Raw genomic sequence first — 26999 nt, forward strand, 5'->3', positions numbered from 1 at the left:
CCTCTGGTTTTATTTTTGGCTGGTCGATCAGTGGCGCAGATCCGATAGGAAGCGCTGCGCCCGAGGGTGCTGAGGCCGCGAGAAAAAGCTCTCGGGATCGGCCTCCTCAAGAATGCGGCCTCCGTCCATGAACCAGACGCGATCCGCAACTTCACGTGCGAACCCCATCTCGTGAGTGACGCACATCATTGTCATGCCATCCGCCGCCAGGGCCTTCATCACGGCGAGCACCTCGCCCACCATCTCGGGATCGAGGGCGCTGGTGGGCTCATCGAACAGCATCGCCGGCGGCTCCATGGCGAGCGCCCGGGCAATGGCGACACGCTGCTGTTGGCCACCGGACAGCTGGCCCGGATAGGAGCCGGCCTTTGCGGCGAGGCCCACGCGATCAAGAAGCTGCATTGCCTTCTCGCGGGCAACCTCCCGCTTGACGCCGTTCACCGTGACGGGCGACAGAGTGACGTTGTCGAGCGCCGAGAGATGCGGAAAGAGGTTGAAGCTCTGAAACACAAATCCGATGCGGCTTCGAAGATGGTTGAGCTCCTTGCTGCGCATCTTGGCATGCACATCCTGGCCGTCGAAGATAATTGAACCGGACTGGATCTCTTCGAGCCGGTTGACGGTTCTGATCAACGTCGACTTTCCCGAGCCTGACGGCCCGCAGACCACCACGACCTCGCTCCGCGCTACCTCAGCGTTGATGTCGTCAAGCGCCTGAAAACTCCCGTAATTCTTGCGGACGTTCGAAAAGCGGATCATTGGTGGGCCTCCCGCGGACGGACGCACAGTGCTCATGGCTCAGCCGTAAGTGTTTGAGGTTGCATTGTGACGGGTACCGGACCGGCACTCGTTCCAGCTCGCTTGCGCGCGATGCGTCGCTCCAGAACGGTCGCGGCGTAGGACAGTGTCCAGCAGACGAGGTAGTATACGATCGCCAGGATGAAGAAGACCTCGAATGGCTTCGTGAGGAGGCGATTGTTGATCTGATTGGCCGCAAAGGTGAGTTCCGGAACGTTGATCACGTATCCCAGAGTCGTTTCCTTGATCGTCGAGACGAACTGGCTGAGGATGCTGGGCAGCATGTTGTAGAGAGCCTGTGGCAGGATGACGTACCACATCGCCCCAAGATAGCTGTGGCCGAGGGCACGCGCCGCATCCATCTGACCGCGGCCAAGGGCGGCAATCCCGGCTCGCACGACCTCGCTCAGAAACGCGGCCTCATAAAGGACCAGGGTCACGAGCATCGTCACGAACCCGGGTATATTCGCGCCGACAAGCAGTGGAACCATGAAGTAGACCCACAGGATCAGCATCAGAAGCGGAACGCCTCGCGCGATATAGACAAGCGCGGTAGACGGCCAGAGCAAGAATGGCGATTGGGACAGCCTGGCGAGTGCAAGCAGCACGCTGAGCGGGAACGCGAGAGCGATGCTGAGCACGGAAAGGATCAGGGTCGCAGCTAGACCTCCAAGCGGCCCATTAGGGTATTGGCCGATCAGCAGAAGAAGCCAGTTATCCTGAATGATGGAGAGGATGTCCCAGAGCATCGGTCAGCGCCCTCCCTTCAAGGCTGCCTGCCGGCCGAGTGCAGCTCCGACCGACATGATCAGCAGAGAGCAGATCAGGTACGCGATGGTTGCAATCAGGTAGGCTTCGAAGGTTCTGAAGCTCTGGCTCTCGATTTCCTTGACGGCGTGAGTGAGCTCGGCAACCCCAATCGCCATCGCAAGGCTGCTGTTCTTGAATAGGGAGACGCTGTGATTGACGAGAGCCGGCAAAGCGTTGCGAAACGCTTGCGGCATGAGCACATAGCGCATCGTGCCGACGAAGCTGTGGCCAAGGGCGCGGGCAGCCTCGGATTGCCCGGCCGGCACGGAACGGATGCCGGAGCGCAGATCCTCGCTGAAATAGGCCGCCTGACACAGCCCAAGTGCAACGATAGCAAAAATGGCTTCCGCACCATGGTCGGAGAGCCAGTATTGCAGCGCTTCGGGCAGGAGACTCGATATTCCGAAATACCACAGCATGAGCTGCACCAGTGTCGGAACATTGCGGTGGTAAGAGACGTAGGCTGCAACGGCGCGATCAGCGAGGCGGCTCGGGGTCAGCCGAATGATCAGAAGCAGCATTGCGAGGCTCATGGCGAGGAGCCATGACCCGGCTGCGATCACAAAGGTCATCTCCATCCCATGGAGGAGCATGAGCCCGAAGTTCGGGTTCGTTAAAATCGTGATAAGATCGAACCCGGTCATTGCAGCTTAACCCGTCTTGGACGGTTGGCCATCTCTGGCGGCCGGACGAGCGGTTTGGAGACCACCGAGGACTTGAAGGGTCGGAGTGATCTCCATGTGACCCACATTCATGGACACGGGCGCCGCAACGGCGAACGCGATGGCCTCGGCAATGTCAGCCGCCTCCGGCAGTTCAAAGCCTTCGATGAAGCGCTCCCGGATCTCGGGCGTGTCGCCATGGACGTGCGCAAAGATATCGGTTGCGACGCGTCCGGGACAGATCTCCGTAACACGGACCCGGTGCCCGAAGGCGTCAATCCGCAGCTGGCTGGAAAGCATGCTGATCGCGGCTTTGGTCGCATGATAGGTCGAGTTTCCGCCGAAGTTATAGGCACCGGCGATCGACGAGATGTTGATGACGTGACCGCGATCTCGCGCCACCATGCCGGGAACGATGAGCCGGCAGAGATGGAGCACGGCCCGCGTGTTCACGTCGACGAGCAGGTCGATGTCCTCGGGATCAGCCTCGAGGAATTTCTTGGGGCGATCGACGCCCGCATTGTTGACCAGGATGTCGAACTGGACCGTCTCCGCGAGGCGGGCGAGCTTTTCGCGATCGGTCACATCGATGACGTGAGTGATGCATCCGGTCCTTTCGGCAAGGCGCTCCAGCGGCTCTCGACTGCGGGCGATCGCATGGACCTCCAAGCCTTCGCGGCGGAACCGCTCGACCACGGCGGCGCCAATTCCCGAAGAAGCGCCGGTCACGAGAGCTGTCTTGTAATCAGAGAAGGGCATGAGTGTCCTCGCTGTTGAAATAACTTAGGAGAAGTTAGCCGGCCGACGCCAAGACCGTTTGTGTTTGTGGCGATAAGCTGTTCTTATCTTGCCGTGCCGAAGCCGGACTATGCCAGATGGGAGACGGGCACGACCTTCCCACCCGCCTGCTCGATTTCCATGCGGATCTTGCGAGCCAGCGACAAGGCGCCCGGGGTGTCCCCATGCAGCAGAACGCTGTGAGGACGCATCGGCAGATCCTCGCCTTCGTACGTTGTAACGGTCCCCTGCCGGAGAATCTGTCGCACCCGCTCCAGAACCTTGGCCTCATTGTGAATGACGGAGTTCGGCAGCCGGCGCGGCACGAGAAGACCTGACCTGTCGTAGGCACGGTCCGCGAGAAAGGTGGTCGCGACACGCAGGCCGCAGGAGGTCGCCGCATCCTCAATAGCCTGGCTCGTTGAGGAAACGATGATCAGCTCAGGATTGAAGCGTGCGACCGCGGCAACGAGGGGCGCGGCAACAGCGGAATCCGCGGCAGCCATGTTCCCGAGCGCCCCATGGAAGCTCATGTGGGTCATTCTGTGCCCCACAGCGCGCGCGATGCCCTCAAGTGCTCCGAGCTGATAGATCACCATCGCAGCCAATTCGTCCGAGTCGATCTGCATCGGCCGTCGTCCGAACCCCTGCTTGTCGGGAAAGCCGACATGCGCACCGACATCGACGCCGCGTTGCAGAGCTGCCTTGACGGTTTTCTCCATAATAAGAGGATCGCCCGCGTGAAAGCCGCAGGCAAGGTTCGCAGACGACAGCACATCCAGCAGGGCATCGTCGTCACCGATACGCCACTGGCCGTAACCCTCGGCAAGGTCTGCATTGAGATCGATTTGCATCGGTTGGCTCCCCTAAGGCTTCAATGCGACGAGCGGATCGCCATAGCCGACGAGCGAGCAGTCCGGCGCAACGATCGAGGCCACAATCCCATCGCGCGGGGAGACGACAGGTAGGAGAATGGGTCCGACCTGCAGAAGCCCCAGCAGCTGACCGGTCGCGACTGGCTCGTTCGGCTCCACCAGCGCGGTCTCTTGGACAGGGTGAGCATGCAGGAAAAGCCCCACACCCGGCGAGCCGATGACATCAGATTGGCCTTTTGCCGGAACGGCTGCATCCCGTACGGAGCCCGCCGACACAACGCGCTTGCTTCGAGCCTTAACACTGCGCCTCAGGCAGATGCGATAATCCGGCCCTATGAGCTCGTATGTCGCGATCCCCGCTTCGGAAATCCAGGCTGCAATTTGTGGGATGTCTGAGATCTTCATGAGCTCACGCTCCGGGCTCCCGCAAGATCAAGACACCGCGCCACATCGGACAGCCATTGCGAGATTTCGTCGAGGGCGTGCAGCGCCCCATCCCAGTCTGTCTCGATGAAGCGGATGGAACTGCCGATCGGGGCTTGCCCGAGCCGCCAGAGATCCGCCTCGATGACGGTTCCGATCTTCGGATATCCGCCGGAGGGCTGAGCGTCGCACATCTGCACGATCGGCTGGCCGCCGTGCGGCACCTGAATGACCCCGGGAACGATGCCATGCGAGCGCAGCTCCATGGGAGCAATGGGCTCAAGAACAGGGCCGGACAGGCGATATCCGTAGCGGTCGCTCTGAGGCGTCACCTTCCACGGCTTCAGCCACAGATCGCTCTGGGACTCGGGCTTGAAGCAGTGGTATTCAGCGGCCGGCAGAACCCGGACCGCCGGCAGGCCATCCAGCATCAGCGGCAACGCGAATGCCGGCGGCACAATGCTGATCCCATCCGACGCGCGGCGCGCGCCGTTGGGCTCGCCGAAAGGCAGTTTGTCTCCCTGCCGCAGCGCCCGTCCCCCAAGACCGCCGATGGATCCGCGCAATTGCGTGGACCGTGATCCTAGGACGATGGGAACATCGATGCCGCCTGCCACGCAGACGTAGGCACGGGATCCCCGCCAACGGGCGGATCTCGTCAGTCCAAGGCGCAGCACCGAGCCGGCTTTCGCTCGGACGCTCGACCAAGGAAGGATGGCCCTCCCATCGATCGTTGCCTCGCACGTTGCACCGGTCAATGCGATCTCTGTTTCACGGTCGAACCGAGCTTCGAAAGGAAAGACCTGGATCTCGATCGCAGCGGTGTCCTCACCGTTGCCGAGCAGAAGATTGCCGCAGGCAAGCGCGAGGCCGTCCATCGCACCGGCTGTGCCGACGCCCCATTTCAAAGCGCCGAAGCGTCCAAGATCTTGTATGGTCGTGAGAGCGCTCCTTGAGAGAATCTCCATCATCGAACCACCTCGACGATGCGGAAGCGAATGCTGTCACCCGGCTGCAGCAGGACAGGTGGATTACGTGTCGCATCGAAGAACGATGTCAATGTCGTGCCGATCGTGTTCCAGCCGCTGGGCCCCGCCGAAGCCGACACGCCGGTCTGCGACCCTCCGATCGATACGGCGCCGCCCGGAAGCTTCAGCACCGGCACTTTTCTGCGCGGTGTTGCGATGCGTGCGTCCATGCCGCCGAGATAGCAATAGCCCGGATGGCTTCCAATCGCATAGACCGGGTAAAGCGGGCTGGCATGGATCTCCGCGATCTCCTCTGGGCACAGGCCGGTATGGGCGACGACATCCGCCATGTGCGGCCCCCCTTCCCCGCCATAGACGACCGGCAATTCGATCGTGCGGCCCTGCAGGATCATCGGCGTCGCTGTGTCCCAGGCGGATTGCAGACGCATCTCGATCGGCGCAAGCGTCCGCGGCGGCGCCAAAAAGCTGACGAGGAGATTGTTGACGCCCGGCACGGCTTCGCTCACCTCCGGCCAGGTCCCCACCTCACGGGCGAGCGACCAAATCCGCCGTTGCGTCGTCAGGCTGGTCTCACCGGGCGCTTCGAAGAGAAGCGCTCTGGTGCCCAGCAAGCTGATCTGAGGCTCCTTGACGATCATGCGGGGGCCCCGGCTTTCAGCATTTGCTCAAGGTAGTGGATATCAAACCCGCCCTTGATGAAGCCGGGCTCGTCCACGATCCTCTTGTGCAAGGCAAGATTCGTGGCAACACCGTCGACCTTCATCTCGGACAGTGCCACCCTCAACCGCGCCAGCGCCTCGTGCCGGGTCTGCCCGTGCACAATGAGCTTGGCGATCATCGAGTCGTAGTAAGGCGGAACGGTCGCTCCTGCGGCGATGTGACTGTCGACCCTGACGCCAGGGCCGCCAGGAACATCGAACCGCGTGACCTGCCCCGGGGAGGGTGCGAAGCTGTCGGGGTCTTCTGCATTGATCCGGCATTCGAAGGCGTGACCATGGCAGCCTATATCGGCTTGGGTCAGGGTGAGGGCTTCGCCCCGCGCAACCCGAATGCCTTCCGCCACGATGTCGATTCCGGTCGTCGCCTCGGTGACGGGGTGCTCGACCTGCACCCGCGTATTCATCTCGATGAAGAAGAATTCCCCTTGCTCAACCAGGAACTCGAAGGTGCCGACGCCCTGGTAGCCGATCCGACGGCAGGCCTCGACGCAGCGCTCGCCAATCCTCGCGACGAGGTCGACAGGCAGACCCGGAGCCGGTGCTTCCTCCAAGACCTTCTGATGGCGACGCTGGAGTGAGCAATCGCGGCTGCCGAGCCAGAGCGCGGTGCCATTGCCATCCGCCAATACCTGGATCTCCACGTGGCGCGGATGTTCGAGGAACTTTTCGGCATAGATCTCCGGATTGCCGAAGGCCCGACGTGCTTCCTCGCGCACGAGCGCGAATGCATCAGCAAGCTCCGAGCGTGCTCTGACGACCCGCATGCCGCGGCCACCCCCGCCGCCTGCCGCCTTGAGGATCAACGGGAAGCCGATCTCACCGGCAACGGCCTGCAAGGCCTCGATATCGTCGGGCAAAGCTCCTTCCGAGCCGGGCACGCACGGCACGTTCGCTTCGCGCATGGCGCGCTTGGCCGCAACCTTGTCCCCCATGGTGCGAATGCATTCTGGGCTTGGGCCGATGAACGTCAGGCCCGATCGCGCGACGCTCTCGGCAAAGGCGGCATTCTCGGACAGGAATCCGTATCCGGGATGAATCGCCTGTGCGCCCGTCGCCTCTGCTGCGAGCAGAATCGCGGCACCATCGAGATAGCTCTTTCCTGCGGGAGCTGGCCCGATGCACACGGCGGTGTCCGCATGCCTGACATGGGGGGCATCTCGATCGGCTTGCGAATAGACGGCGACCGTCCGCAGACCAAGCGTTCGGCAGGCCCGCTGGATCCGAAGGGCAATTTCGCCGCGATTGGCTATGAGGACAGTGTCGAACATGGGCGCTCAGACGATCCGCAAGAGGGGCTGGCCAGCTGCGACCTCGTCGCCGGTCGTGACGAATACGGCCTCGACCACGCCGTCCCGTTCGGCCGTCACGGGATTGAACATCTTCATGGCTTCAACGGTGCAGAGCGTGGTTCCGGTCGTGACGGCCTGACCGACGGCCACGAAGGGGGGCGCATCCGGCGAAGGGCCGAGATAGACGATCCCGGACAAGGGAGCGCTGACATCGTTCTTCGACGATGGGGGTTTGGCGGAGGGCGTCGGCTCGCGACGAGGGGCTTCCGGGCGCATCGGCGCCGCATTGGATCTGGGCTCGGCTCCGCTGGTAGAGGGCACGGCGGTCCCTGTGTCCCGCGTCAGCCGCAGGGTCCAACCATCCTTGCTGATCTCCACCTCAACAAGGTCGGATGCGTTCATCGCATCGATTGCAGCTTTGATCTCGTCAAGCGTCATGGGGATCACCGGTCCGTCACCGTGACGGGCCTATATCCGTGACGCTAGCAGTCGCCCAAAAGGGAGGCCAAGACAGATTGTCTCTGTGCCCATAAGAGCAGCTTATGCTCTCCTCAGGACGCTTTCGTCTTGAGACAACAGCATGTTGCCGGGCAGTTCCCGAACGAGTTCCAGCAAAATCTGCCTGATCGCGGCAGCCGGCTCCGAAAGTGGGAGGTGATCGGATTGGCACAGTGCCAGGGGCACCTCGATGGCCGGATCAATGATCCGCGCATGCCATGCCGATGTGGTCTCCACGACCTGCCTCGCCATCGAGCCGGGCAGGATCGTCACGCCCATTCCTGCGGCGATGACGGATGCCAGCGTGCTCGCCGACTCGATTTCGGCGACGACGCGAGGAACCAGTCCAATGCCTGCGCACGCAGCGTCGACGACCTTGCGGACCACATTGTAGGGCCGAGGCAGGAAGAGGTCCATTTCGCCGATCCGTTCGAGAGGCACGGGGTCCGATGGGGCCGGGATGCTGCCGGGACCCACTAGATAAAGGGCCTCGCGCAGGAGCGGTTGGAACATGAGCCCATGCACCGATTGTCCCCCGCCATACAGCACGGCCAGATCCATTCTGCCGTTCATGACGAGTTCCGAAAGCGTGGTTCCGTAGGTCTCGTTGAGATAGAGCACGACGCCGGGATGACGGTTCCTTGTGGCAATCAGCAGAGGCATGGCAAGGCCAGCGGCGGCGGTGCCGGGCGCGAGGCCCACGGAAACGGCGCCGGAAATACCCTCTCCGGCCGCCCTCATGTCGACGCGCGCCTGATCGCATTGCCGGAGAATGAGCTGAGCGTGGCGATACAGGACCTTGCCGGCCTCCGTCGGCGTCACGCCCCGCGGCGTGCGAACGAGGAGTTGCTGACGGACTTCGGATTCCAGGGTTGCCAATTGCTGGCTCAGCGCCGGCTGAGCCACATGCAGGACATCTGCCGCCTGTGTCAGATTGCCGATGTCGACGATCTTCACGAAATACTGGAGGCGTTTGAGATTCATTATCCGATCACCGCCACCGGACATGAGCCGGGCTCCTCCTACACGCGAGCCATAAGATTTTCCTATGTTGGCAGACCGAACTTGTCTTGGCTAGACTCCGGGCGTCCCGCTAGCTGTCAAGGATCGATCAGAGATCCGTGAGCTGAACAATGACAAATAGCATCAGGAAACACCCGTCGGCTCTGTCGGCCGATCCAGAGCTCATTGCAACCCTGAAACAAATTCCGGTCGCACTCCTCAGCGATCAGCTGCAGCGCAACCGTGGCAGCACCGGGCTTCAGCCCTATCATCACCCTGCCCCGCTGGCCGGCACGGCGGTGACGGTGCGCACGCGCGCCGGAGATAACTTGGCCATTCTGCGGGCATTCGATATCTGCAGGCCCGGCGATGTGCTCGTGGTCGACGCCGATGGCGACATCGCCAATGCGCTCGTCGGCGGAATCATGACATTCTATGCCGCAAGCGTGGGCTTGGCCGGGATGGTCCTCGATGGTGCCATCCGCGACGTCGCCGAGATCCGCGAGCGTCCTTTCCCCGTCTACGCCAGAGGCGTCAATCACCGAGGCCCGTACAAGGACGGTCCCGGGGCGATCAATGTCCCTGTATCTGTGGGCGGGATGGCAGTACGCCCCGGCGACATCGTCGTCGGCGATCAGGACGGACTTGTCGTGCTCTCTCGCGAGGAAGCGCCGACCGTTATCGAGAAGGCTCTCCTTCAGAAGCAGAAGGAAGAAGAGACCATGCAGGCGATCAGAGACGGCAGATGGGACCGCTCGTTTGTCGACGCGCTGGAAGCACGCAGCATCAACTTGTGACGCCTCTTCTCGGATCGGGAATGACGAAGCCCAATCCGAGATGCTGACGAGAGCGTCCGCGTGGCGGCTTCATCCATCGAGGCATGCGACATGAATTCCCCCAATGGCTGACGCTGCAGGATTTCTCGCGAAGCAGGCGCCGGCAACGGCCGCCTTTGCCTAAAGGCAGGATTAACAAGGACCACGATGATGCCTCAACTCGCAAGCCGTCTCGACAACGTGAAGGTTTCCGCATCCGCAGCCATGACGGACAAAGCACGTGAGCTTCGCTCTCAGGGCGTTCAGATCGTCAGCCTGTCATCGGGTGAGCCTGATTTCCCGACGCCGCAGCATGCGATTGAGGCTGCCCACCAAGCCGCACTGGCCGGAGACACCAAGTATCCCGCTCAGCCGGGCACCGCGGCTTTGAGGGCCGCCGTTCAGCGCAAGTTCAAGCGCGAGAATAACTTGGACTATGCGCTCGATGAGATCCTGGTTGCCAACGGCGGCAAGCAGATCATCTTCAACGCACTTCTCGCGACCTGCAACCCTGGCGACGAAGTCGTCATCCCCGCTCCTGGTTGGATCACGTATGCCGATATCGCGTTCCTGGCCGAAGCGACGCCCGTTTCCATCCCCTGCCCTGAGAACAATCATTTCAAGCTTCGCGCCGAGGATCTGGATGCTGCGATTACGCCAAGCACCAAATGGCTCATTCTGAACTTCCCCAACAACCCGACTGGTGCGGCCTGCACGCGCTCCGAGATGCGCGCGATTGCCGATGTCATGTTAAAGCACCCTCACGTCTGGATCCTGACCGACGATATCTACGAACATCTCACCTATGATGGCTTCGAGTTCTGCACGATCGCCGAGGTCGAGCCCAAGCTTTGGGATCGCGTGCTGACCGTGAACGGTGCCTCGAAGGCCTATGCCATGACCGGCTGGCGTGTCGGCTACTGCGGTGGCCCGAAAGACCTGATTGCAGCAATGAACAATGTCCACGGGCAAGCGACGGGTGGAATCTGCACTTTGAGTCAAGCCGCAGCGGTCGCTGTCCTTGACGGCCCCCAGGATCTTCTGAAAGAGCGTGCCGACGTCTACCGCGAGCGGCGTGACCTAGTCGTCAAGCTCCTCAATGAGATTCCGGGTATCACCTGTCACAAGCCCGAGGGTGCGTTCTACGTGTATCCAAACATCGCCGGCTGCATCGGCAAGAAGACTGAATGGGGACGGCGCATTGACTCCGACACCGACTTTGTCTCAGCCCTGTTGGAGGAGCAGCATGTCGCGACGGTACAAGGTAGCGCATATGGGATGAGCCCCTACTTCAGGATTTCCTATGCCACCGATACAGAAACGTTGAAGGAGGGGTGCCGACGCATCTCGCGCTTCTGCGAAGGGTTGCGATCATAAGGAGCCTATTCAGGGCGATCTTCAGGACGCTTTGTTGCATCAGGGGATATGTCCCTGGTTCGTCTGAGCTACCGTTCGCACCACGATGCAAATCGACGATAAACGTAAGCTGACGTAATGTAGCAGGATGCCCCACTTTGCTCCAAAAGCAGCGGCTCGATGGCTTCGACCTCACTGCCATACCTCGATCGAGGTCCGAGAAAGCTCATGTGCAGATGGTGAAATCCGAGTGGCTTACCCACACCAGGGTCATTGGTTCTACTGCAAACTCGTTTTCGCTTGTCAACACTGATGGACCCGTACTGACGGCTTCGAATAAAAATCGATCGCATACAGTCGCTACGCTAAATGGAACTGCCACACAAAGTGCTTACACTTTCAGTTCCACACAAGGACCAGTGTAAACAGGATACATATCATTCTAAAGCCTCACCCTGGCAAAGCTTCCTCGTTACGTAGAGAGGTCGCCAATACTCAAGGAGCTGATAGATGACCACCATAGCCGCCCCGGCAACGCCACTGGACCGACTGTGGCCACGAACGGCAGGAAGCATTGCCCTGCGCACTGCTACACTCATCCTCCTCGGAACAGGGCTGCTGGCGCTGTCCGCACACATCCAGGTCCCATTCTGGCCCGTTAAACTCTCCCTGCAAACATTGGTGGTATCCGATGCAGCGGTAGCGGGGACATCATGATCGCTGGCAGAGCAAGGGTCACGATCGTCGGAGCGGGGTTTGGGGGACTGACGGTTGCACAATCGTTGGCCCGCGCTCCTGTCGATGTGACGATCATCGACCGGCACAATTACCATTATTTCCAGCCCCTGCTCTACCAGGTCGCCACGGCGGCTCTGTCGCCTGCCGATATCGCCTGGCCGATCCGCGGCATCCTCAAGCGGCAGAAAAACGCGACCGTGCTCCTGGCGAATGTGACCGGGATCGATGCCAATGCGCGTGTCGTCCATGCAGGATCTTTGACGGTCACTTACGACTACCTCGTTCTCGCGACAGGCGCGACGCACTCCTACTTCGGGCATCCGGAATGGGCCTCCGTCGCTCCGGGATTGAAGCAGATGGAGGATGCGACCGAGATCCGCCGCAAGGTTCTGCTGGCGTTCGAGCATGCCGAGTTGACCAACGACTATGACGAGCAGAGCCGTCTGCTCACCTTCGTGGTCGTGGGCGGCGGGCCGACAGGCGTCGAGATGGCCGGAGCCATCGCGGAAGTCGCTCACCACGCCCTTCCGGCCGAATTTCGCCGGATCGATCCGCATGCCGCCCGTGTGATCCTGATCGAGGCGGGACCGCGCCTGCTGCCGGCCTTTCCCGAAGACCTGTCGGCCTATGCGCGCAAAGCTCTGGAGAAGATGGGCGTCGAAGTCCGCACTCAGGCCTCGGTCACGAACTGCAATGAGGGCGGGGTCGATCTCGATGGCGAGCGCATCGAGACCGGCACGATCATCTGGGCCGCAGGCGTGGTGGCCTCCCCGGCTGCCGAATGGCTGGGGGTGGAGGCAGACCGCGCCGGACGGGTGAAGGTCGCACCGGATCTGACGGTGCCGGGCAGGCCCGAGATCTTCGTGATCGGCGATACCGCAGCGGTGGTCGATGGCACAGCCGGAAAGCCGGTACCCGGCATCGCTCCAGCAGCGAAGCAGATGGGGCGCTATGTGGCCGATGTCATTGCCGCAAAAGTCGCGAACAGGCCCGTTCCGGGACCGTTCCATTATCGCCACCAGGGAGACCTCGCCACGATCGGGCGCAAGGCTGCCGTGGTGAAGCTCGACCGCTTTCACCTGAAGGGGCTTGTCGGTTGGTGGTTCTGGGGCATCGCCCATGTCTATTTCTTGATCGGCCTGCGCAACCGGGCCGCGGTCGCTTTGAACTGGTTCTGGAACTACCTGACCTATCAGCGCGGCGCCCGCCTCATCATCGACAGCGCGCAGGCCCGCAAGACGGTACAGAAAGAGCAGACGGAGAAGATGAGCCCGCCAGCCGAGGTCATCCAGAGGCGGCAACCTGGCGATGATCGACCGTGAGCTGACAGGGCGGAGCGGCGATGAGGACCGCCTCGGTCCGCCTGGGCCGCTCATTGTCCCTGTCGTGACGGCCCCTATAATGATCGCCAAGCCGGCTTCTCTGTGAGCATTTTTCAACCCAAACCTGGCGACGGCTCCAGGGCGAATTGTCGAGCGAGTGCGTACTCTCCCTCAGGGATCACCCGGTCCGCGTATCGACCGGGACGACTGCTAACGATGGATGATCACGCCGAAGTCGTGCGCCAAGGTGAAGCGTCAACGATGGAACGACGTCTGCCACCGCACGAAACAGCCAGCATGAAGGCAAGGCCATGGCGGATGGATTGTGTGACATTTGTGGAATCCGGCCCGCAACCGTTCGAGCACAGGTTGTCCGCAACGGCCAGCGGCAAATCATGGAACTCTGCGACGTCGATTACCGGCGTCTGGCTCGCCAGCAACGGTCGAGCTCGCCGCTGGAATCCCTCTTCGGCGGACGAGGCAGCTTGTTCGACGACTTCTTCTCCGATGACTTCTTCGGCGGCAGCCCATCGGCAGGAAGCCGCAGCCGGCCAGAGGACGCTTCCGAGGCCCGAGACGAAGGCCCCTCGACACCTGCCAGATCAGGCCGCGGACGGGCCCGCGGACGCGGCGCAGCGGCGGGCGTCGCCGAGCGCCTGAGCGAACATGCGGAGGAGATCCTGCAATCGGCCGCCCGGCGGGCCGGCGATTTCGGGCGCCGCGAGGTTGATACCGAGCATCTGCTCCTGGCACTCACCGAAAGCGACGTCGTCCGCACCATTCTCGAACAGTTCAAGGTTTCTCTCGACGATCTGCGCAACCAGATCGTTGCGGAGAGCCCGCGTGGCGATTTCAATCCGGAAGAAGGCGGCGAGATCGGCGTTTCTCCCCGCGTGAAGAGCGCCCTCTCCCGCGCCTTCTCCGTCTCGAGCGAGTTCGGCCATTCCTATGTCGGGCCGGAGCACCTGCTCATCGGTCTGGCCGAAGAGGGCGAAGGCATCGGGCCCGATGTCTTGGCCCGCTATGGCCTCACGCCCCAGGCCATCCGCCAGCAGGTGGCCAAGGTCGTCGGGCACGGCGCCGAGGAAGGACGGGTCGATACACCCACCAATACGCCCAATCTCGACAAATATTCCCGCGATCTCACCAAGCTCGCCCGCGAGGGTAAGCTCGACCCCGTGATTGGCCGCGCACAGGAAATCGAAACCACTATCGAAGTCCTCGCACGGCGTAAGAAGAACAACCCGGTCCTCATCGGCGAGCCGGGCGTCGGCAAGACGGCCATCGTCGAAGGTCTTGCCCAACGCATAATCGCGGGCGAAGTGCCCGAGAGCCTGCGAGACAAACGCCTCGTCGAGCTGTCGATCAACTCCATGGTGGCCGGCTCCAAATATCGCGGCGAGTTCGAGGAGCGCGTCCAGCAGATCCTCAAGGAGGTCACCGAGCGCGAAGACGAGCTCGTCCTGTTCATCGATGAGATCCACACCATCGTCGGCGCCGGCCAAGGCGGCGGCGAAGGCGGGCTCGATATCGCCAATGTGTTCAAGCCTGCGCTCGCCCGTGGCGAACTCAACCTGATCGGTGCGACGACGCTCAACGAATACCAGAAGCACATCGAGAAGGATGCCGCCCTGGAGCGCCGCTTTCAGCCGGTGTTTGTGCCCGAACCGACGGTCGCGCAGACGATCATGATCCTGCGCGGCCTGCGGGACACGCTGGAAGCGCACCACAAGGTCACCATCACGGACGAGGCCATCATCGCGGCGGCGGAACTCTCCGACCGCTACATCACGGGGCGCTTCCTGCCGGATAAGGCCATCGACCTGATCGACCAGGCCGCCGCGCGCGTCAAAATCTCGGCGACCGCCCGGCCCATCGACGTGCAGGAAATGGAGGCGGAGGTTCGCCAGCTAAAGCGGGAGCAGGATTACGCCTCGTCCCGCAAGCTTTTCGACCGCGCATCCGAAATCCAGGCGCGGCACGATGCCCGCAACAAGGACCTGCAGGAGGCCATGGAGCGGTGGCGGCGGGAGCGCAGCTCGGCCTCGACCGAGGTGCGCACCGAGCAAATCGCGCAGGTGGTGTCGAAGCTCACCGGCGTGCCAGTCAACGAGCTCACGACCGAGGAGCGCCAGCGCCTTGTGAAGATGGAAGAGCGCCTGCACAAGCGCGTCATCGGCCAGGAGGAGGCCATCCGGGCGGTCAGCGATGCCGTCCGGCTGGCGCGGGCTGGACTGCGCGAAGGCCGCCGTCCCATCGCGACCTTCCTGTTCCTCGGCCCGACCGGTGTCGGCAAGACCGAGCTCGCCAAAGCCCTCGCCGAGACGGTCTTCGGCGACGAGGACGCGATGATCCGCCTCGACATGTCGGAATACATGGAGCGCCATGCGGTCGCCCGACTTATCGGCGCACCGCCCGGCTATGTCGGCTACGAGGAAGGCGGACAGCTCACCGAGCGCGTGCGGCGGCGGCCCTATTCCGTGGTGCTCCTCGACGAGATCGAGAAGGCGCATCCGGATGTCTACAACGTCCTACTCCAGGTGTTCGATGACGGCCGCCTGACCGACGGCAAGGGCCGCGTGGTCGATTTCACCAACACCGTCATCATTGCGACGAGCAATCTCGGCTCCGACATCATTCAGCGCCATCTCAACCTGCGCGGCACGGCCGAGGACGATCAGGCGAAGCTCAAGCGCGAATTGATGGAAGTCTTGCGCGGGCACTTCCGGCCGGAATTCATCAACCGTATCGACGAGATCATCGTCTTCCATGCCCTGTCGCGCAGCGAGATCCGTTCCATCGTCGAGCTCCAGCTCGAACGGGTCAAGCGCACGGCCCATGGCCAGGGAGTCGATCTCGTCGTCGACGCTACTCTTCTCGACCATCTCGCGGCAGCGGGATTCCGTCCGGAATTCGGCGCCCGCGAATTGCGACGCCTGATCCGCTCGGAGCTTGAAACCCAACTCGCCCGCGCGATGCTTGCAAATGAGGTTCATGAAGGCGACCGGGTCATCGCGCGTTGGGACAGCGAGCAGCGGAAGGTGTTGCTGGAACCGCAGCCCGGAGCGCAAGCCGCCGAGCAGGATCGCGGAGAAGCCAAGAAGGAGGCCCCTGACACCGTCGAAGTCGACCGGACTGCTCAGCGCAAAGCCACCGATGAAGGACGCACGGCCGCCGAGTAGGAAGCAAAGCCATCTGATCCAAAGCGGCAACGGTTCACGAGACAAGCGGACTCTGCTACCGGTGTTCCTCTCGGTCATGCGGTCAGCCGGGACAAGGGCGAGACATGGGTTAGTGTGCCCTACAATGGGCTGGACGCGGCGCTTACATCGGCACCCACATCACTCCGGAAGCCCAGCCAGGCGGTATCCTTCCAGAAAATGCCGCCGCAGGTCATCGTCCCGGAAGGGCTGGGTGTCAGCCCAGTGCCGGATCGTGAACTTCGGGTTGCTCATCATGAACAGATCTGTCTCCTAGCGCGCCTCATCCAGACGGCCAAGCTGCGCCAGGCTCGCGGTAAGCAGGCGGCGTGAGGTCGTGCGATAGGTTTCAGGCCGGTGCAGCGTGTGGACCGCCGCCTCGTAGTCGCGGATTGCGTACTGGGCCTGTCCCAATTGCCAGTAGTACCAGCCGGGCGGATGCGGGTTGAGCCGGAGAGCCTTGCGAACCAGCTCGATGCCCTCGGCGGGCTGGCCGCCAAGTGTCGCCAGATCTGCGCGCATCGCCCAGGCGTCGGCGTGGTTCGGGTCCAGTTCAAGGGCGTCGTCGAATTCCACGTCCGCCTCGGCCCAGCGGCGCCCATGGCCCAAGAGGATGCCCAGCACTCGCCGGTTCCCAGCATCGTTGGGATCGAGCGCTGCCGCCTGTTGCGCTTCGGCAAGGGACCGTGCGCAGGACTCCATCGGTTCATCCCAGAACTCCCAGCCCAGCCACAGATCAGCGCCAGCCAGCGGTGCGCCTCCGCGTAATCCGGATCGAGCGTGATTGCCCGCTCCAGCAGGAAAACCGCTCTTTCGCGGCGAGGGCAGCAGGCGGGCACCTCTCTCTCGCCGCCCGCAAGCTTATCGCCCACCTGCTCCATGGGAAAATATTGCGTGGATTACGGATGCAGTCAGGTCTAGCGGCAAGCTCGATGCCAATGCCGATAGTGTCTCGATCACCGGATGCGTGACCATGCCTAATAATCGAAGGAACCACATTTTCAATGATCCTATCCCATAGCTGAATTCGTGTGACAGGAAGGAAGATGTTCGAGACATTCGAGTTCGTGTATCACCGCATAATCCAAGACGGGGCTCGCGGACGAAACTCAAATGCCAGTTGATGCAACGGGCATTCTGCAACTACTTTCAGATAATCTTGTTCATTCAGAGCGCGAATTGACGCGGGACCTCCTCTGAATGGTTTTTCTTCGCTAATCTGATAAGCTGATCAGGGGAGGACGCGAGGGCATGCGTAAGTTTGGGATGTTTACCGCCCTTACTTTGAGTTGGATCACAGCATCCTGCGCTGAAAGAATGGTGAATCCCGCTGTTATACCCCAGCCTCCTCCACCGAAAGCTGCATCCAAGCCACGACCCGCCAATGTGGAGGTGAGGCGTCAGGCTGAGACGATGGCAGAGGATGCCAGAAAGCGTTCAGCTATTCGCTCCCGTCAGATCACTCCAAGCGCAAGCGTGAATCCACAGCAGGCGCTCGAACCTCAGGCTCCGCGACCGCAAGTATCGCCACAGCCACAAGTATCGCCACAGCCAGAGGTGTCCTCAGTCTCGCACGACCCGCCCGCGGTTGTGGCGCTTCCGCCCCCGGAGCCTGCCGAGCCTAACTTCCCGGTCGCAGCGCTGATGCCGCCATCCCCGGAACCTGCTGAACCGACATTCCCCTCAACGCCGCCAATCAGCGAACCGCCATCGGAGCCACTTCCATCTACTATGCCGGCAGCGCCCTCGGAGGCCGCAATGCCACTGCCACCCGATCCCGCCGAGCCGAGTTTTCCAGTGGAGGCTTCGATGCCTCCACTACCGGAGCCGGCTGAACTGTCTCTGCCTCCGTCTCCACAAGAGCAGATCGCTGCTGAAAGCTCGATCTCGATCCCGTTTCCAGACCTTCCGTCTTTTCTTTCTCTACGCCCACGTTTCAATTGGGTGGATACTGTAGGTGCTATCGAACTTCCGCACAGCCCCCTATCCGACGCTCTCGAAGCGAGCCCAGAGGAACAAATCCCAAGCCTGATCCGAAGGCCTTGGCCACTCTCAATTGATGCCTCGTGAGCAGATAACTCACGGCTCGATTCGATCTTCAAGGAGCATCGTCATAGTAGTGCATCGTGTGGACCCAGAGGGCCGCGTCAACGACCCGAAGGGCCACGCCAATGAAAAGTGGATCCGGTTTTCCGCCTCGAACGATGCGCCAGTCAACGAAAGAAGCATCGGACCTAAAAGCGGAATCCACTTTTAGGTCCGATGCTCTAACTCGAAACTGCGACAAGCACTTGGCTGCTTTGGCATTGCGCTTATCAAGGAAGGGAGCACCTAAGCCGCACGACACACTCCCATTATTCCTGTCTATCCAAGCGGCGTTCTTGCGCTGCGACAAGGCGCTTCATCATCCGCAGATCCTGCTCACTCAGCTTCATTGCAGCATCCAGCCAGATATCGACGATATCCTGCAGCTCTTCATACTTTAAGGGGTCGATCCTCCTCTTCGAGCGATAGATGGCGCTGTGAGCGTTATGCCTGCGCCTGTTGCGAGCGATGTAATCCCGCACCGTGTTTTCTCCCTGGCCGTCTTCAGCAAGAACATCAACGACACCGAGATGATGCAGTTCTTCTGCGCTATAGACCTTCCCGCTCATGATGAGTTTCTCGGCAGATGCCATACCGATCTTGCGGGACAGGAAGCTGTATGCCCCCATTCCAGGGAACAGATTGAACAGCACCTCCGGCAGGCCCATTCTCGCGCTTTTCTCCGCGACAAGAACATCAAACGAGAGTGCGCATTCGAATCCACCGCCCAGCGCATCGCCTTGCACCAGCGCAATCGTGATCAGTGGCGTATGAAAGGCCATTGCATTTCCATAGACCACATCGATGCACGCATAGGCGTAGTCCCTCAGTCCCTCACGATCCCTGCGTCGGATGCAATCGGCAAAGTAAGCCAGATTTCCGCCGAAGTTATAGACACCTGGTGTCTGGGATGCGGCAACGAAGTACTCCAGGTGCCGACATTGTTCACGGTTTCCCTCTTCCATGATCGCGCGCACGGATTCCTGCACACACATCATGTCCCGCAGAAGCTCCATCGTGATCATCGGATGCTGGCTCGGACGCATGGCCGCCCAATAGATCTTCTGCTCGAAGTCAAGTTTGACGTCGATATACGGCAGGAGAAGCTTGGTTGGGTCGGATTGCGTCGACTCGATTGCGGGCCTCCGCGTCGGAGTTGCAGGAGTCGATATTTCTAGATCGCCGACAGATTGAACGTCAGAAAAGAGATGGTCATCGGCTTTGGCCAACGGGGATAGCATCCTGCTCTCCATCATAGAGAATTCATCAGCACGGCGAGCTTCATCTCGCCGTCGAGCGGTGCGCACCTGTCGGAGGCAACCTTCCTTAAGGATAATGATCTTTTAACAGCCTAGTGGATAGTACCTAGGAAGATTTGTCGAGAAGCTTGGTTAATGATGCCTGCCTCTTAGAAACTTAAACAATCAGAGACAGCCTGATTACTTGATACCTAAGAGCTTTATTGCCTGATACAGAAAATACTGGATTAACCAAATCCATAAACGATCAAGCAAAGCAGGATACATTCCCTACGTAATTGCGATATAAATGTTCGATGCAAACGTCATGCTGATCTTATGCAACAGAGCAACAAGATACCGTGGCGTACCTGCGAACGAATATGATCTCACGAAAGGGATGAAACGGCACTTGCGCTAGGACACGCCGCACGACCCACGGAATGACAGCAACGAAGCAGGTTAAACGCCACCGTCGATCACTGAGGAGGTTCACCGACTCCAGAGCATAGATCGAGCTGACAGACTGGGGGATGCCGGGGGGCAACACATGGCAGTTATTCTGATCCTCGACGACAAAGGCACCAACCGCAACATCTATTCCCGGCTCGCTCAAAAGATCGAAGACGGAGCGGTGGTGCATGCCTTTGCATCACCGGTGGAGGCACTCGAATGGCTCGAGGGCAACGCTCCTGACCTGATCGTTACCGACTTTCGAATGCCCGTCATGGACGGCGCGGAATTCACCAAACATGTCCGGGCCAATACCAATGGCATCGATGTTCCGATCATCGTCATCACTGCCTATGATGACAGAGCCTTCCGGCTTCGCGCCCTGGAAGCAGGGGCTACGGACTTCCTGCGATCCCCTGTCGATCATTATGAATTCGTCACCCGGGCCCGCAATCTGCTCAAGCTGCAGCGGCAGCAACAGCAGATCAAAGGCCGCGCCCAGGCTCTCGAGCATCAACTCCGTATCAGCGAACGCTCTCAGGAGGAACTGGTCCGCAGCAGCCGGGAGGCTCTGGCCCGGGTGATCGATACCGTGCCGGCATTGATCAGCGCAGCCGACAAGGACAGTCGCATCGTCTTCGTGAACGCCCACTTTGCCGACTTCGTCAATTCCACTCCGGAAGCTCTGACGGGAAAACTGATGAGCGATGTTCTGCGGAGCAGCAAGCCGGAGTTCGGCCGACAGGTTCACGGTTCCATCGTCAAGGATCAGCGAACCTCCGTGAGCTTTGAGGAGAGTATTTCCGACATCTTCGGGGATGAACGTGCCTTTCTGACGACCAAGACATCGATGCGCGCGTTTTCAGGCACCGAAACCAGCGTTCTGACGACGTCGGTCGACATCACCGAGCGAAAGCAGGCTGAAAGCACCTTGCGGCATATTGCGCTGCATGACACGCTGACCGATCTTCCCAATCGGAGAATGCTCTACGATTGGATCCAACAGGAGCTCTCCAGCGAAGAGACCCGGTTTGCAATCCTCCTGATCGACCTCGATCGCTTCAAGACGGTTAATGATGCCCTCGGCCACGCCGGGGGCGATCGCATGCTGCAGTTGGTGACGAGCCGCCTTCTTGGAACCGTTTCGAGCAACGACCTCGTCGCAAGAATGTCGGGCGACGAGTTCGTCGTCGTGCAGGCGAACACCGAATCTCCGGACGATGCGGAAGAACTCGCCCGCAAGATTATCGATTCCCTGTCCGCACCATTCCTCCTTGAAGAGACCGAGATCAGAATAGGCTGCACGATCGGAATCACGTTGGCGCCTCGCGACAGCCAGGATGCCGAGAAGCTCCTCCGGTACGCCGACCTGTCCATGTACCGGGCCAAGGCTGAGGGGAGGAACACGCTGCGCTTCTACTCGCCCGAAATGGACAGTATCTCCTGGAACAACATCGGCCTGGAGACCGATCTACGCAAGGCAATTGCTCAGGAACAGTTCGAGCTTCACTATCAGCCCCAGATCGATCTGGAGACAGGATCGATTGCAGGCGCAGAAGCGCTCTTGCGATGGATCAGGCCGGAATTCGGCCTCACCTCTCCCAACGCATTCATCAATATTGCGGAAGAGACCGGGCTGATCAACGAGATCGGCGCGTGGGTGCTCAAGAAGGCCTGTACTCAGGCTGCGGCGTGGCAGAACCTCGGATACGGTCCGCTCCGGATCTCAGTCAACCTGTCGCCCGTCCAATTTCTCCGCCAGGATATCGTCCAGCTCGTCGAGGACACCCTTAGGGAGACCAATCTGAATCCAGAGTCCCTTGAACTCGAACTCACCGAGGGCAGCCTTCTCAAGGACGTCGAACGAACCAAGCAGGTTCTTCAGAGACTCAAGAAGCTTGGAGTGCGGCTCGCGATCGACGATTTTGGAGTGGGCTTCTCCTCTCTCAGCTACCTGAAGAATTTCGCTGTCGACACGTTGAAGATCGATCGCTCGTTCATCTCGAGCCTCCTGGCAGGGAGCCGCGACGAAGCCATTGTCAGGGCGATCATCTCCCTGGCCCAAAGCCTCGAGCTGAAAGTGGTTGCGGAGGGCGTCGAAACCAACCCTCAGCTCACATGCCTCCTCAATCATGCCTGTGACGAGGCTCAAGGCTATCTGTTCAGTCGCCCCATACCGACCGATCTCTTCGAGTCCTTGCTCAAGGAGAATCCCCGATACCTGCTGCCGAAGCAGAGCGTGCCGCCCAAGAAGGTCCAGAGCTCGTGATAGCCAGTATCCTATCACGCCTGAAGAACAGTCCCGACCGTGAACATGAGATGAGCCTGAACAGGCTCATCTTTTTGAGTCTGATCGCAGCCTATACTTTCTGGATCAATCCTTCCGTCCCGCGCGAGGCGTTGATCGGTGCAACGATCTTCGCATTCATTTCAATCGGAATCGTCATCCACATTCTCCTCAGACCTCACCAGTCGACGGTCCGACGAATTATTGCCATCGTCAGCGATCTTGCCACCGCCTCCGTTCAGCTTCACTACGTCGGGGAAACGTCCTCGGTCCTTTTTCTGCTCTATCTATGGATTACGTTTGGAAATGGATTTCGCTTCGGCGTCCGGTTTCTGTATGTTGCGCTGGTCGTCTCGGTCGTGTGCTTCATGGTGGTCATCTACACGACGCCGAGGTGGCACGACGACATCTACCTCTCGGCAACCCTGCTGCTGAGCCTTATCGTTCTCCCCCTCTATGCAAGTACGCTGATCCGCAAACTATCCAATGCCAAGGCGCAGGCGGAGGCGGCAAACCGGGCAAAGACATTGTTCCTTGCCAGCGTCAGCCATGAATTGAGAACTCCGCTGAGCGCGATCATCGGTCTTTCGGGTCTCATGTCGGGAACGAGCCTCGATGAAGAACAGCGTGGAATCATTCGGACGATTGGTTCCGCCGGCGAGTCTTTGCTCAGGCAGATCAATAACATCTTGAACCTGTCCCGCATCGAAGCGGGAAAGATGCCGATCGAGCAGATTGAGTTTGATCTGTCGGAAGTCCTATCCACCGCCCGCGCTATGGTCCTGACTCAAGCTCAACAAAAAGAGCTTCGATTGACGATCCATATCGCTCCGCCGACTCCTTTGCAGCTTCACGGACCGAAGCACCATCTCGAGGAAGTCCTGCTCAACCTTCTCGGCAATGCCATCAAGTTCACGGAAAAAGGATATGTCACGCTCGCGGCGCACCCTGTGAACGAGAACAACAAGCCTTTCATCCGATTCATCGTCTCCGACACCGGCATCGGCATTGCCCCACACGCGGTAGGAAAGATCTTCGAGAATTTCACCCAGGCCGACGAAACCATCATTAATCGGTTTGGCGGAACGGGACTCGGACTCTCCATCAGCCGGCAACTCATCGAAGCCATGGGCGGTAAAATTGGGGTCGATAGCAGAGAGGGTCACGGAAGCTGCTTCTGGTTCACCATCCCGATGAGGGCCGCGGATCAGGAAGCTTCGGACCGACCGCCGCCCTGGCTGATCCAGCCGCTTCTGGTTTGCTCCGATCCTAGTCTTGCACAGGCTATTGCGCTTCGGCTTGGTAATGGAGCCGATACTGCCGTCACTCAAACTTTGTCCGAAGCGAGCGAGTGGATCTGGCGGAACAGAGGTCGCCAGATCGTTCTGTTCTATTATAGCGACCTGTCTGACGACCTCTTGATCGCAGAACTCGAGGGTGCGAACCTTCCTGTGGCTCCAGTTCTCATACGCCGGGATACATCTCGAGTCTTCGCGACGTCGGACTTGATACATGTATCAAGCAGCGTATTGCCACTCGATTTTACGCAAGGTGACGCTCGAACCGCATCGATCGCGGCGGCGGCCCAAACGTCCTGGGCTCAGGCAATGTGGAGAGAGCCGAGCCGGATCGAGCTTCCCCGCGCATCGCGTCCGCTCTCGATCCTCGTGGCGGACGACAATGCGACGAACCGGTTGGTGATATCGAAGATTCTGGAGCGTGGCGGGCATACCGCCCGATGCGTCACAAATGGGGAGGATGCGCTCAGCGCGCTGGAGGAGGAGTCGTTCGACCTGGTCATTCTGGACGTCAACATGCCGGTCATGACCGGCATCGAGGCCGCGAAGCTGTTCCGGTTCATGGAACCCAAGGACACTCATACCCCCATCTTCGCCCTGACAGCCGACGTGACGCCAGAAGTTGCCGCCGAGGCCCTCGCGGCCGGTATAGATGCCTGCCTGACCAAACCCGTGCAGCCTGCGACTCTTCTCAGAGCCATCGAGGAGCACGTGGCATCCCGTCCTGCTCGAGCGCCCGTCGAAGACAACCCGGTTCCTGCTGCTTCGACGGCTGCCCCTTCCACCGTCATAGACGAACCCCTGCTCGTGGAACTAGAGCAATTGGGCGGAAGAGATTTCGTTCTCGATCTCGTTGAGGAGTTTTTCTCCGACGCCGACCATCTCGTCGGCGAGTTGCGAGATGCGGCAGCGTCGGGCGACTCGCACAGGTTTCGCCTTGAAGCTCACGGCCTGCAGAGCGCATCCGCCAATGTGGGAGCCAAGACGGTGCATGAAATCTGCGTTGGCTGGAGACGCGTCACGAGCGCCGATCTTACCCGAAGCGGAGGAGAACAGGTTGAGCGTTTGGCGCGAGAACTTGAGCGGGCCCATAGCGCGTTAAAAGAGTATCTTTTGCAGGACTCTAGAGTAGAGCATCGTCAATTTAGCGGCTTGAGATAGGTTTGCTCCCGGATCGGGAACGGAGAGAAAGCGCTGGATCTGCCCGGCCAGCTTAAAGCGCTTCATAGTACGCTCGCATCATCGGGTCGGCTGATGTCAGTTTTTTTGTTCGATTGTTCAAACCCGATGCTGGCAAAGAGCATCACCGTCCTTTTAGCAGCAGCATAGAGCCAGCTGATCCGTGATCATCATCTGCGGGGCGATGCACAATCCCTTAAGCAGTGCATCGTTGACGCGGAAAGCCGGGTCCACTTCTCACGGGCGTGACCCTTCGGGTCCGCACGATGCGCTCGGCGGCGGCGACGCGCTCCTGCCCGCATGCCCGGTTTCAAATCTCCGGTACGGAGCTCTCAGCTTTCGCGAAAGGGCCGCTCTGGGTAAAACTATGAAAACAATCGGACTGAATGAGTCGCCGCTCACGTCGCTGATCCGGAAATCCGGATAAGGTTAGCCCAGTGCTATCGCTCAGAATTGACTCCTGCCGCACATAAGCGGCCATTAGGATGAAGGCCTCCCTCATGCACTGAGACAGAGTCATGCCAGAGCCCGCGAAAGCCGGTGATAGACGGCGCAGGAACGATTGGAGATTCGCGGCCTGGGGCACTGCAGCGTTCGTCCTGCTGCTGCCCTTACTCGCGATGCAGATCACCCACGAGGTGGACTGGGACGTGGCCGATTTCGCCATCTTCGGCGCCATGCTGGTCTGTGCTGGCGGCACCTACGAGCTAGCGGCGAGAATGGCAGGCAATACTGCGTACCGAGCCGCCGTCGGCGTTGCGCTGGCGGCAGCCTTCATCCTCGTCTGGATGAACCTTGCCATTGGCATCATCGGGCCGGAGGATAACCCCGCCAACCTGATGTATGGCGGAGTGCTCGCCGCCGGGATCATCGGCGCCGTCATGGCTCGTTTCCAGCCCCGTGGAATGGCGTATGCGATGGTTGCGACGGCGCTCGCTCAGGCGTTGGTCGGCATGGTGACCCTGATTGCCGGAACGGGCTTTACGGGACCGAGTGAGCCTGAGAAACTCTTGATCCTGACTGGGTTTTTCGCCGCGCTCTGGCTCCTCTCCGCCTGGCTGTTTCGGAGAGCGGCGCAGGCGCAAAGTCCCGCGGGCTCGCTATGACATTAATCTCCAGACGTTCCCGCTCAATGAAGACCTAAGGCCCCGACTATCCATGGTTCTGTTTGCGCAGGAGTTTCTTACAGACCTTCCCTCCAGGTATGGCGCGGCTCATAGCTGAGCACCCGTCGTGCCTTGTCGATCGACAGGAGGGTTTCGTTGGGGCCAACCTCACGCCGGAACGGCACACCGGAAAAGACTTCCGCAATCAGCTCCTTATTCGGTCGCGTCATCACCGTATCGGCATTGGCGATGATAAAGATCTCAAAGCCCTTCCCGGGATGCTCCAGGGCCTTTCGTACGGCTTGCGCTCCATCTCGAGCATCGATGTAAGCTCAGAGATTCCACTTGCGCTGCCGTACATCGTTGTCAAAGTCCGGAAAGGCCGCATAGTCGCCGATCTCCATGACATTGGAGAAACGCAGGCCATACATCTTCAGCTCCGGATTCTGCCGGCAGAGATGCCGCGCCAAGGTCTTGTCCATCACCTTGCCAAGGGAATAGGTCGTTTCCGGTCGAGGCTCATATTCTTCATCGACGGGAACGTAGGGAGGTGGTGTGTCGAACGGCAAGCCGAGCACTGTCTCACTCGAGGCGAATACGATGTTCTTGACGCCAGCCCGCCTGGCGGCATGGAAGACGTTGAAGCTGCAGGCCGTATTGTTCTGGTAGGTTCTGGCGTCGCTCTGGCGGCCAGGGGCCGGGATGGCCGCGAGATGGACAACGGCATCAACCTGACCCGGATGACTGTCCAGACTCAGAAAGGCATCCAGCGTCTGGCCGAAATCGGACAAGTCGATCTGCACGGAGCGACGCCTCAAGTGCGACGGTGAGGGCGTGCTGTCAAACACCAGCACATCGTAGCCGTGGTCGATGAGGTCCTGAACGCAGGCACGGCCCAATTTGCCATGGCCGCCAGTCACGATAACCTTCCTCATGCAGGTCCTCCCAGAGAGCGTCCGATGCGACGGATGTCGCATCGGATCCCATGGAATATGCCTCCCGATCATTTCTCTCTAGACATGATCGACGCAACAGCCCGTTGAGCCTCGTTCAACGATGTGGCTGCTTGCGCCCTTCGAC

The 26999-nt window shown here is 60.3% G+C and carries 22 protein-coding genes; 7 read left to right on the forward strand and 15 right to left on the reverse strand.

All coding sequences use genetic code 11. From position 1 onward, the window contains the following. Nucleotides 1-27: 27 nt before the first annotated feature. From JO965_RS23790 to nac, 11 genes are all read right to left on the reverse strand, one after another. Nucleotides 28-759 carry an amino acid ABC transporter ATP-binding protein gene (locus tag JO965_RS23790; RefSeq protein WP_203441404.1) on the reverse strand — a complete coding sequence of 244 codons (732 nt, stop codon included), beginning with the start codon at nt 757-759 and terminating at the stop codon, nt 28-30. A gap of 32 nt (nt 760-791) precedes the next feature. After that, nucleotides 792-1547 carry an amino acid ABC transporter permease gene (locus tag JO965_RS23795; protein ID WP_203441405.1) on the reverse strand — a complete coding sequence of 252 codons (756 nt, stop codon included), beginning with the start codon at nt 1545-1547 and terminating at the stop codon, nt 792-794. A 3-nt stretch (nt 1548-1550) separates the two neighbouring features. Continuing rightward, on the reverse strand, nt 1551-2252 hold the full coding sequence (locus JO965_RS23800) for an amino acid ABC transporter permease (protein WP_203441406.1): 702 nt from the start codon (nt 2250-2252) through the stop codon (nt 1551-1553). Between the two features lie 6 nt (nt 2253-2258). Next, nucleotides 2259-3029 carry an SDR family oxidoreductase gene (locus JO965_RS23805; RefSeq protein ID WP_203441407.1) on the reverse strand — a complete coding sequence of 257 codons (771 nt, stop codon included), beginning with the start codon at nt 3027-3029 and terminating at the stop codon, nt 2259-2261. Between the two features lie 107 nt (nt 3030-3136). Continuing rightward, a complete protein-coding gene (locus tag JO965_RS23810; protein WP_203441408.1) occupies nt 3137-3901 on the reverse strand; it encodes a LamB/YcsF family protein in 765 nt (254 codons plus the stop codon). Between the two features lie 12 nt (nt 3902-3913). Further along, nucleotides 3914-4327: a biotin/lipoyl-containing protein gene (locus tag JO965_RS23815; protein ID WP_203441409.1), complete on the reverse strand. Its 414-nt coding sequence runs from the start codon at nt 4325-4327 to the stop codon at nt 3914-3916. Continuing rightward, the gene (locus JO965_RS23820; protein WP_203441410.1) at nt 4324-5316 is read right to left on the reverse strand and encodes a biotin-dependent carboxyltransferase family protein; all 993 of its coding nucleotides are present in this window, start codon (nt 5314-5316) and stop codon (nt 4324-4326) included. The genes JO965_RS23815 and JO965_RS23820 overlap by 4 nt, the downstream gene beginning before the upstream one ends. Further along, a complete protein-coding gene (gene pxpB / locus JO965_RS23825) occupies nt 5313-5972 on the reverse strand; it encodes a 5-oxoprolinase subunit PxpB (RefSeq protein ID WP_203441411.1) in 660 nt (219 codons plus the stop codon). Before pxpB ends, JO965_RS23820 begins: the two co-directional genes overlap by 4 nt. After that, nucleotides 5969-7321 (reverse strand): acetyl-CoA carboxylase biotin carboxylase subunit, encoded by a 1353-nt coding sequence (accC, locus tag JO965_RS23830; protein WP_203441412.1) that lies wholly within the window; start codon nt 7319-7321, stop codon nt 5969-5971. Before accC ends, pxpB begins: the two co-directional genes overlap by 4 nt. A gap of 6 nt (nt 7322-7327) precedes the next feature. Continuing rightward, nucleotides 7328-7780, reverse strand: coding sequence for an acetyl-CoA carboxylase biotin carboxyl carrier protein subunit (locus tag JO965_RS23835; protein ID WP_203441413.1), 453 nt, complete (start codon nt 7778-7780; stop codon nt 7328-7330). Nucleotides 7781-7882: 102 nt separating this feature from the next. Then, a complete protein-coding gene (gene nac / locus JO965_RS23840; protein WP_203441414.1) occupies nt 7883-8824 on the reverse strand; it encodes a nitrogen assimilation transcriptional regulator NAC in 942 nt (313 codons plus the stop codon). Nucleotides 8825-8973: 149 nt separating this feature from the next. Between nac and JO965_RS23845 the strand changes: the two genes are divergently transcribed. The 4 genes from JO965_RS23845 (at nt 8974) to JO965_RS23860 (ending at nt 16255) form a co-directional block, all read left to right on the forward strand. Continuing rightward, entirely contained in the window at nt 8974-9639 is a 666-nt protein-coding gene (locus tag JO965_RS23845; RefSeq protein WP_203441415.1) for an RraA family protein, read from the forward strand. 189 nt (nt 9640-9828) lie between these two features. Beyond that, on the forward strand, nt 9829-11034 hold the full coding sequence (locus tag JO965_RS23850; protein WP_203444330.1) for a pyridoxal phosphate-dependent aminotransferase: 1206 nt from the start codon (nt 9829-9831) through the stop codon (nt 11032-11034). 692 nt (nt 11035-11726) lie between these two features. Beyond that, nucleotides 11727-13073, forward strand: a complete 1347-nt coding sequence (locus JO965_RS23855; protein ID WP_203441416.1) for an NAD(P)/FAD-dependent oxidoreductase — start codon at nt 11727-11729, stop codon at nt 13071-13073. 311 nt (nt 13074-13384) lie between these two features. Then, nucleotides 13385-16255 (forward strand): ATP-dependent Clp protease ATP-binding subunit, encoded by a 2871-nt coding sequence (locus JO965_RS23860; protein WP_203441417.1) that lies wholly within the window; start codon nt 13385-13387, stop codon nt 16253-16255. A gap of 291 nt (nt 16256-16546) precedes the next feature. On the opposite strand, the gene JO965_RS23865 is transcribed toward JO965_RS23860, so the two are convergent. Together JO965_RS23865 and JO965_RS23870 are read right to left on the reverse strand one after the other, a co-directional pair. Continuing rightward, nucleotides 16547-16975 carry a tetratricopeptide repeat protein gene (locus JO965_RS23865; RefSeq protein ID WP_203441418.1) on the reverse strand — a complete coding sequence of 143 codons (429 nt, stop codon included), beginning with the start codon at nt 16973-16975 and terminating at the stop codon, nt 16547-16549. A gap of 1652 nt (nt 16976-18627) precedes the next feature. Next, the gene (locus tag JO965_RS23870; RefSeq protein ID WP_246776665.1) at nt 18628-19587 is read right to left on the reverse strand and encodes a crotonase/enoyl-CoA hydratase family protein; all 960 of its coding nucleotides are present in this window, start codon (nt 19585-19587) and stop codon (nt 18628-18630) included. A gap of 559 nt (nt 19588-20146) precedes the next feature. Here JO965_RS23870 and JO965_RS23875 point away from each other — a divergent pair. From JO965_RS23875 to JO965_RS23885, 3 genes are all read left to right on the forward strand, one after another. After that, nucleotides 20147-22318, forward strand: a complete 2172-nt coding sequence (locus tag JO965_RS23875; protein ID WP_203441420.1) for an EAL domain-containing protein — start codon at nt 20147-20149, stop codon at nt 22316-22318. Between the two features lie 50 nt (nt 22319-22368). Beyond that, nucleotides 22369-24795 (forward strand): hybrid sensor histidine kinase/response regulator, encoded by a 2427-nt coding sequence (locus JO965_RS23880; protein ID WP_203441421.1) that lies wholly within the window; start codon nt 22369-22371, stop codon nt 24793-24795. Between the two features lie 536 nt (nt 24796-25331). Then, nucleotides 25332-25919 carry a hypothetical protein gene (locus JO965_RS23885; protein WP_203441422.1) on the forward strand — a complete coding sequence of 196 codons (588 nt, stop codon included), beginning with the start codon at nt 25332-25334 and terminating at the stop codon, nt 25917-25919. 77 nt (nt 25920-25996) lie between these two features. Here the strand turns inward: JO965_RS23885 and JO965_RS48045 are convergent, their stop codons facing one another. Further along, complete coding sequence (locus JO965_RS48045; RefSeq protein WP_246776666.1) at nt 25997-26149, reverse strand: hypothetical protein; 153 nt, start codon at nt 26147-26149, stop codon at nt 25997-25999. 102 nt (nt 26150-26251) lie between these two features. Continuing rightward, entirely contained in the window at nt 26252-26854 is a 603-nt protein-coding gene (locus JO965_RS23890) for an NAD(P)-dependent oxidoreductase (protein WP_246776667.1), read from the reverse strand. Nucleotides 26855-26999: the final 145 nt, after the last annotated feature.

The organism is Microvirga sp. VF16, from assembly GCF_016864375.1.
In the GTDB taxonomy this organism is placed as follows: Bacteria; Pseudomonadota; Alphaproteobacteria; order Rhizobiales; family Beijerinckiaceae; genus Microvirga.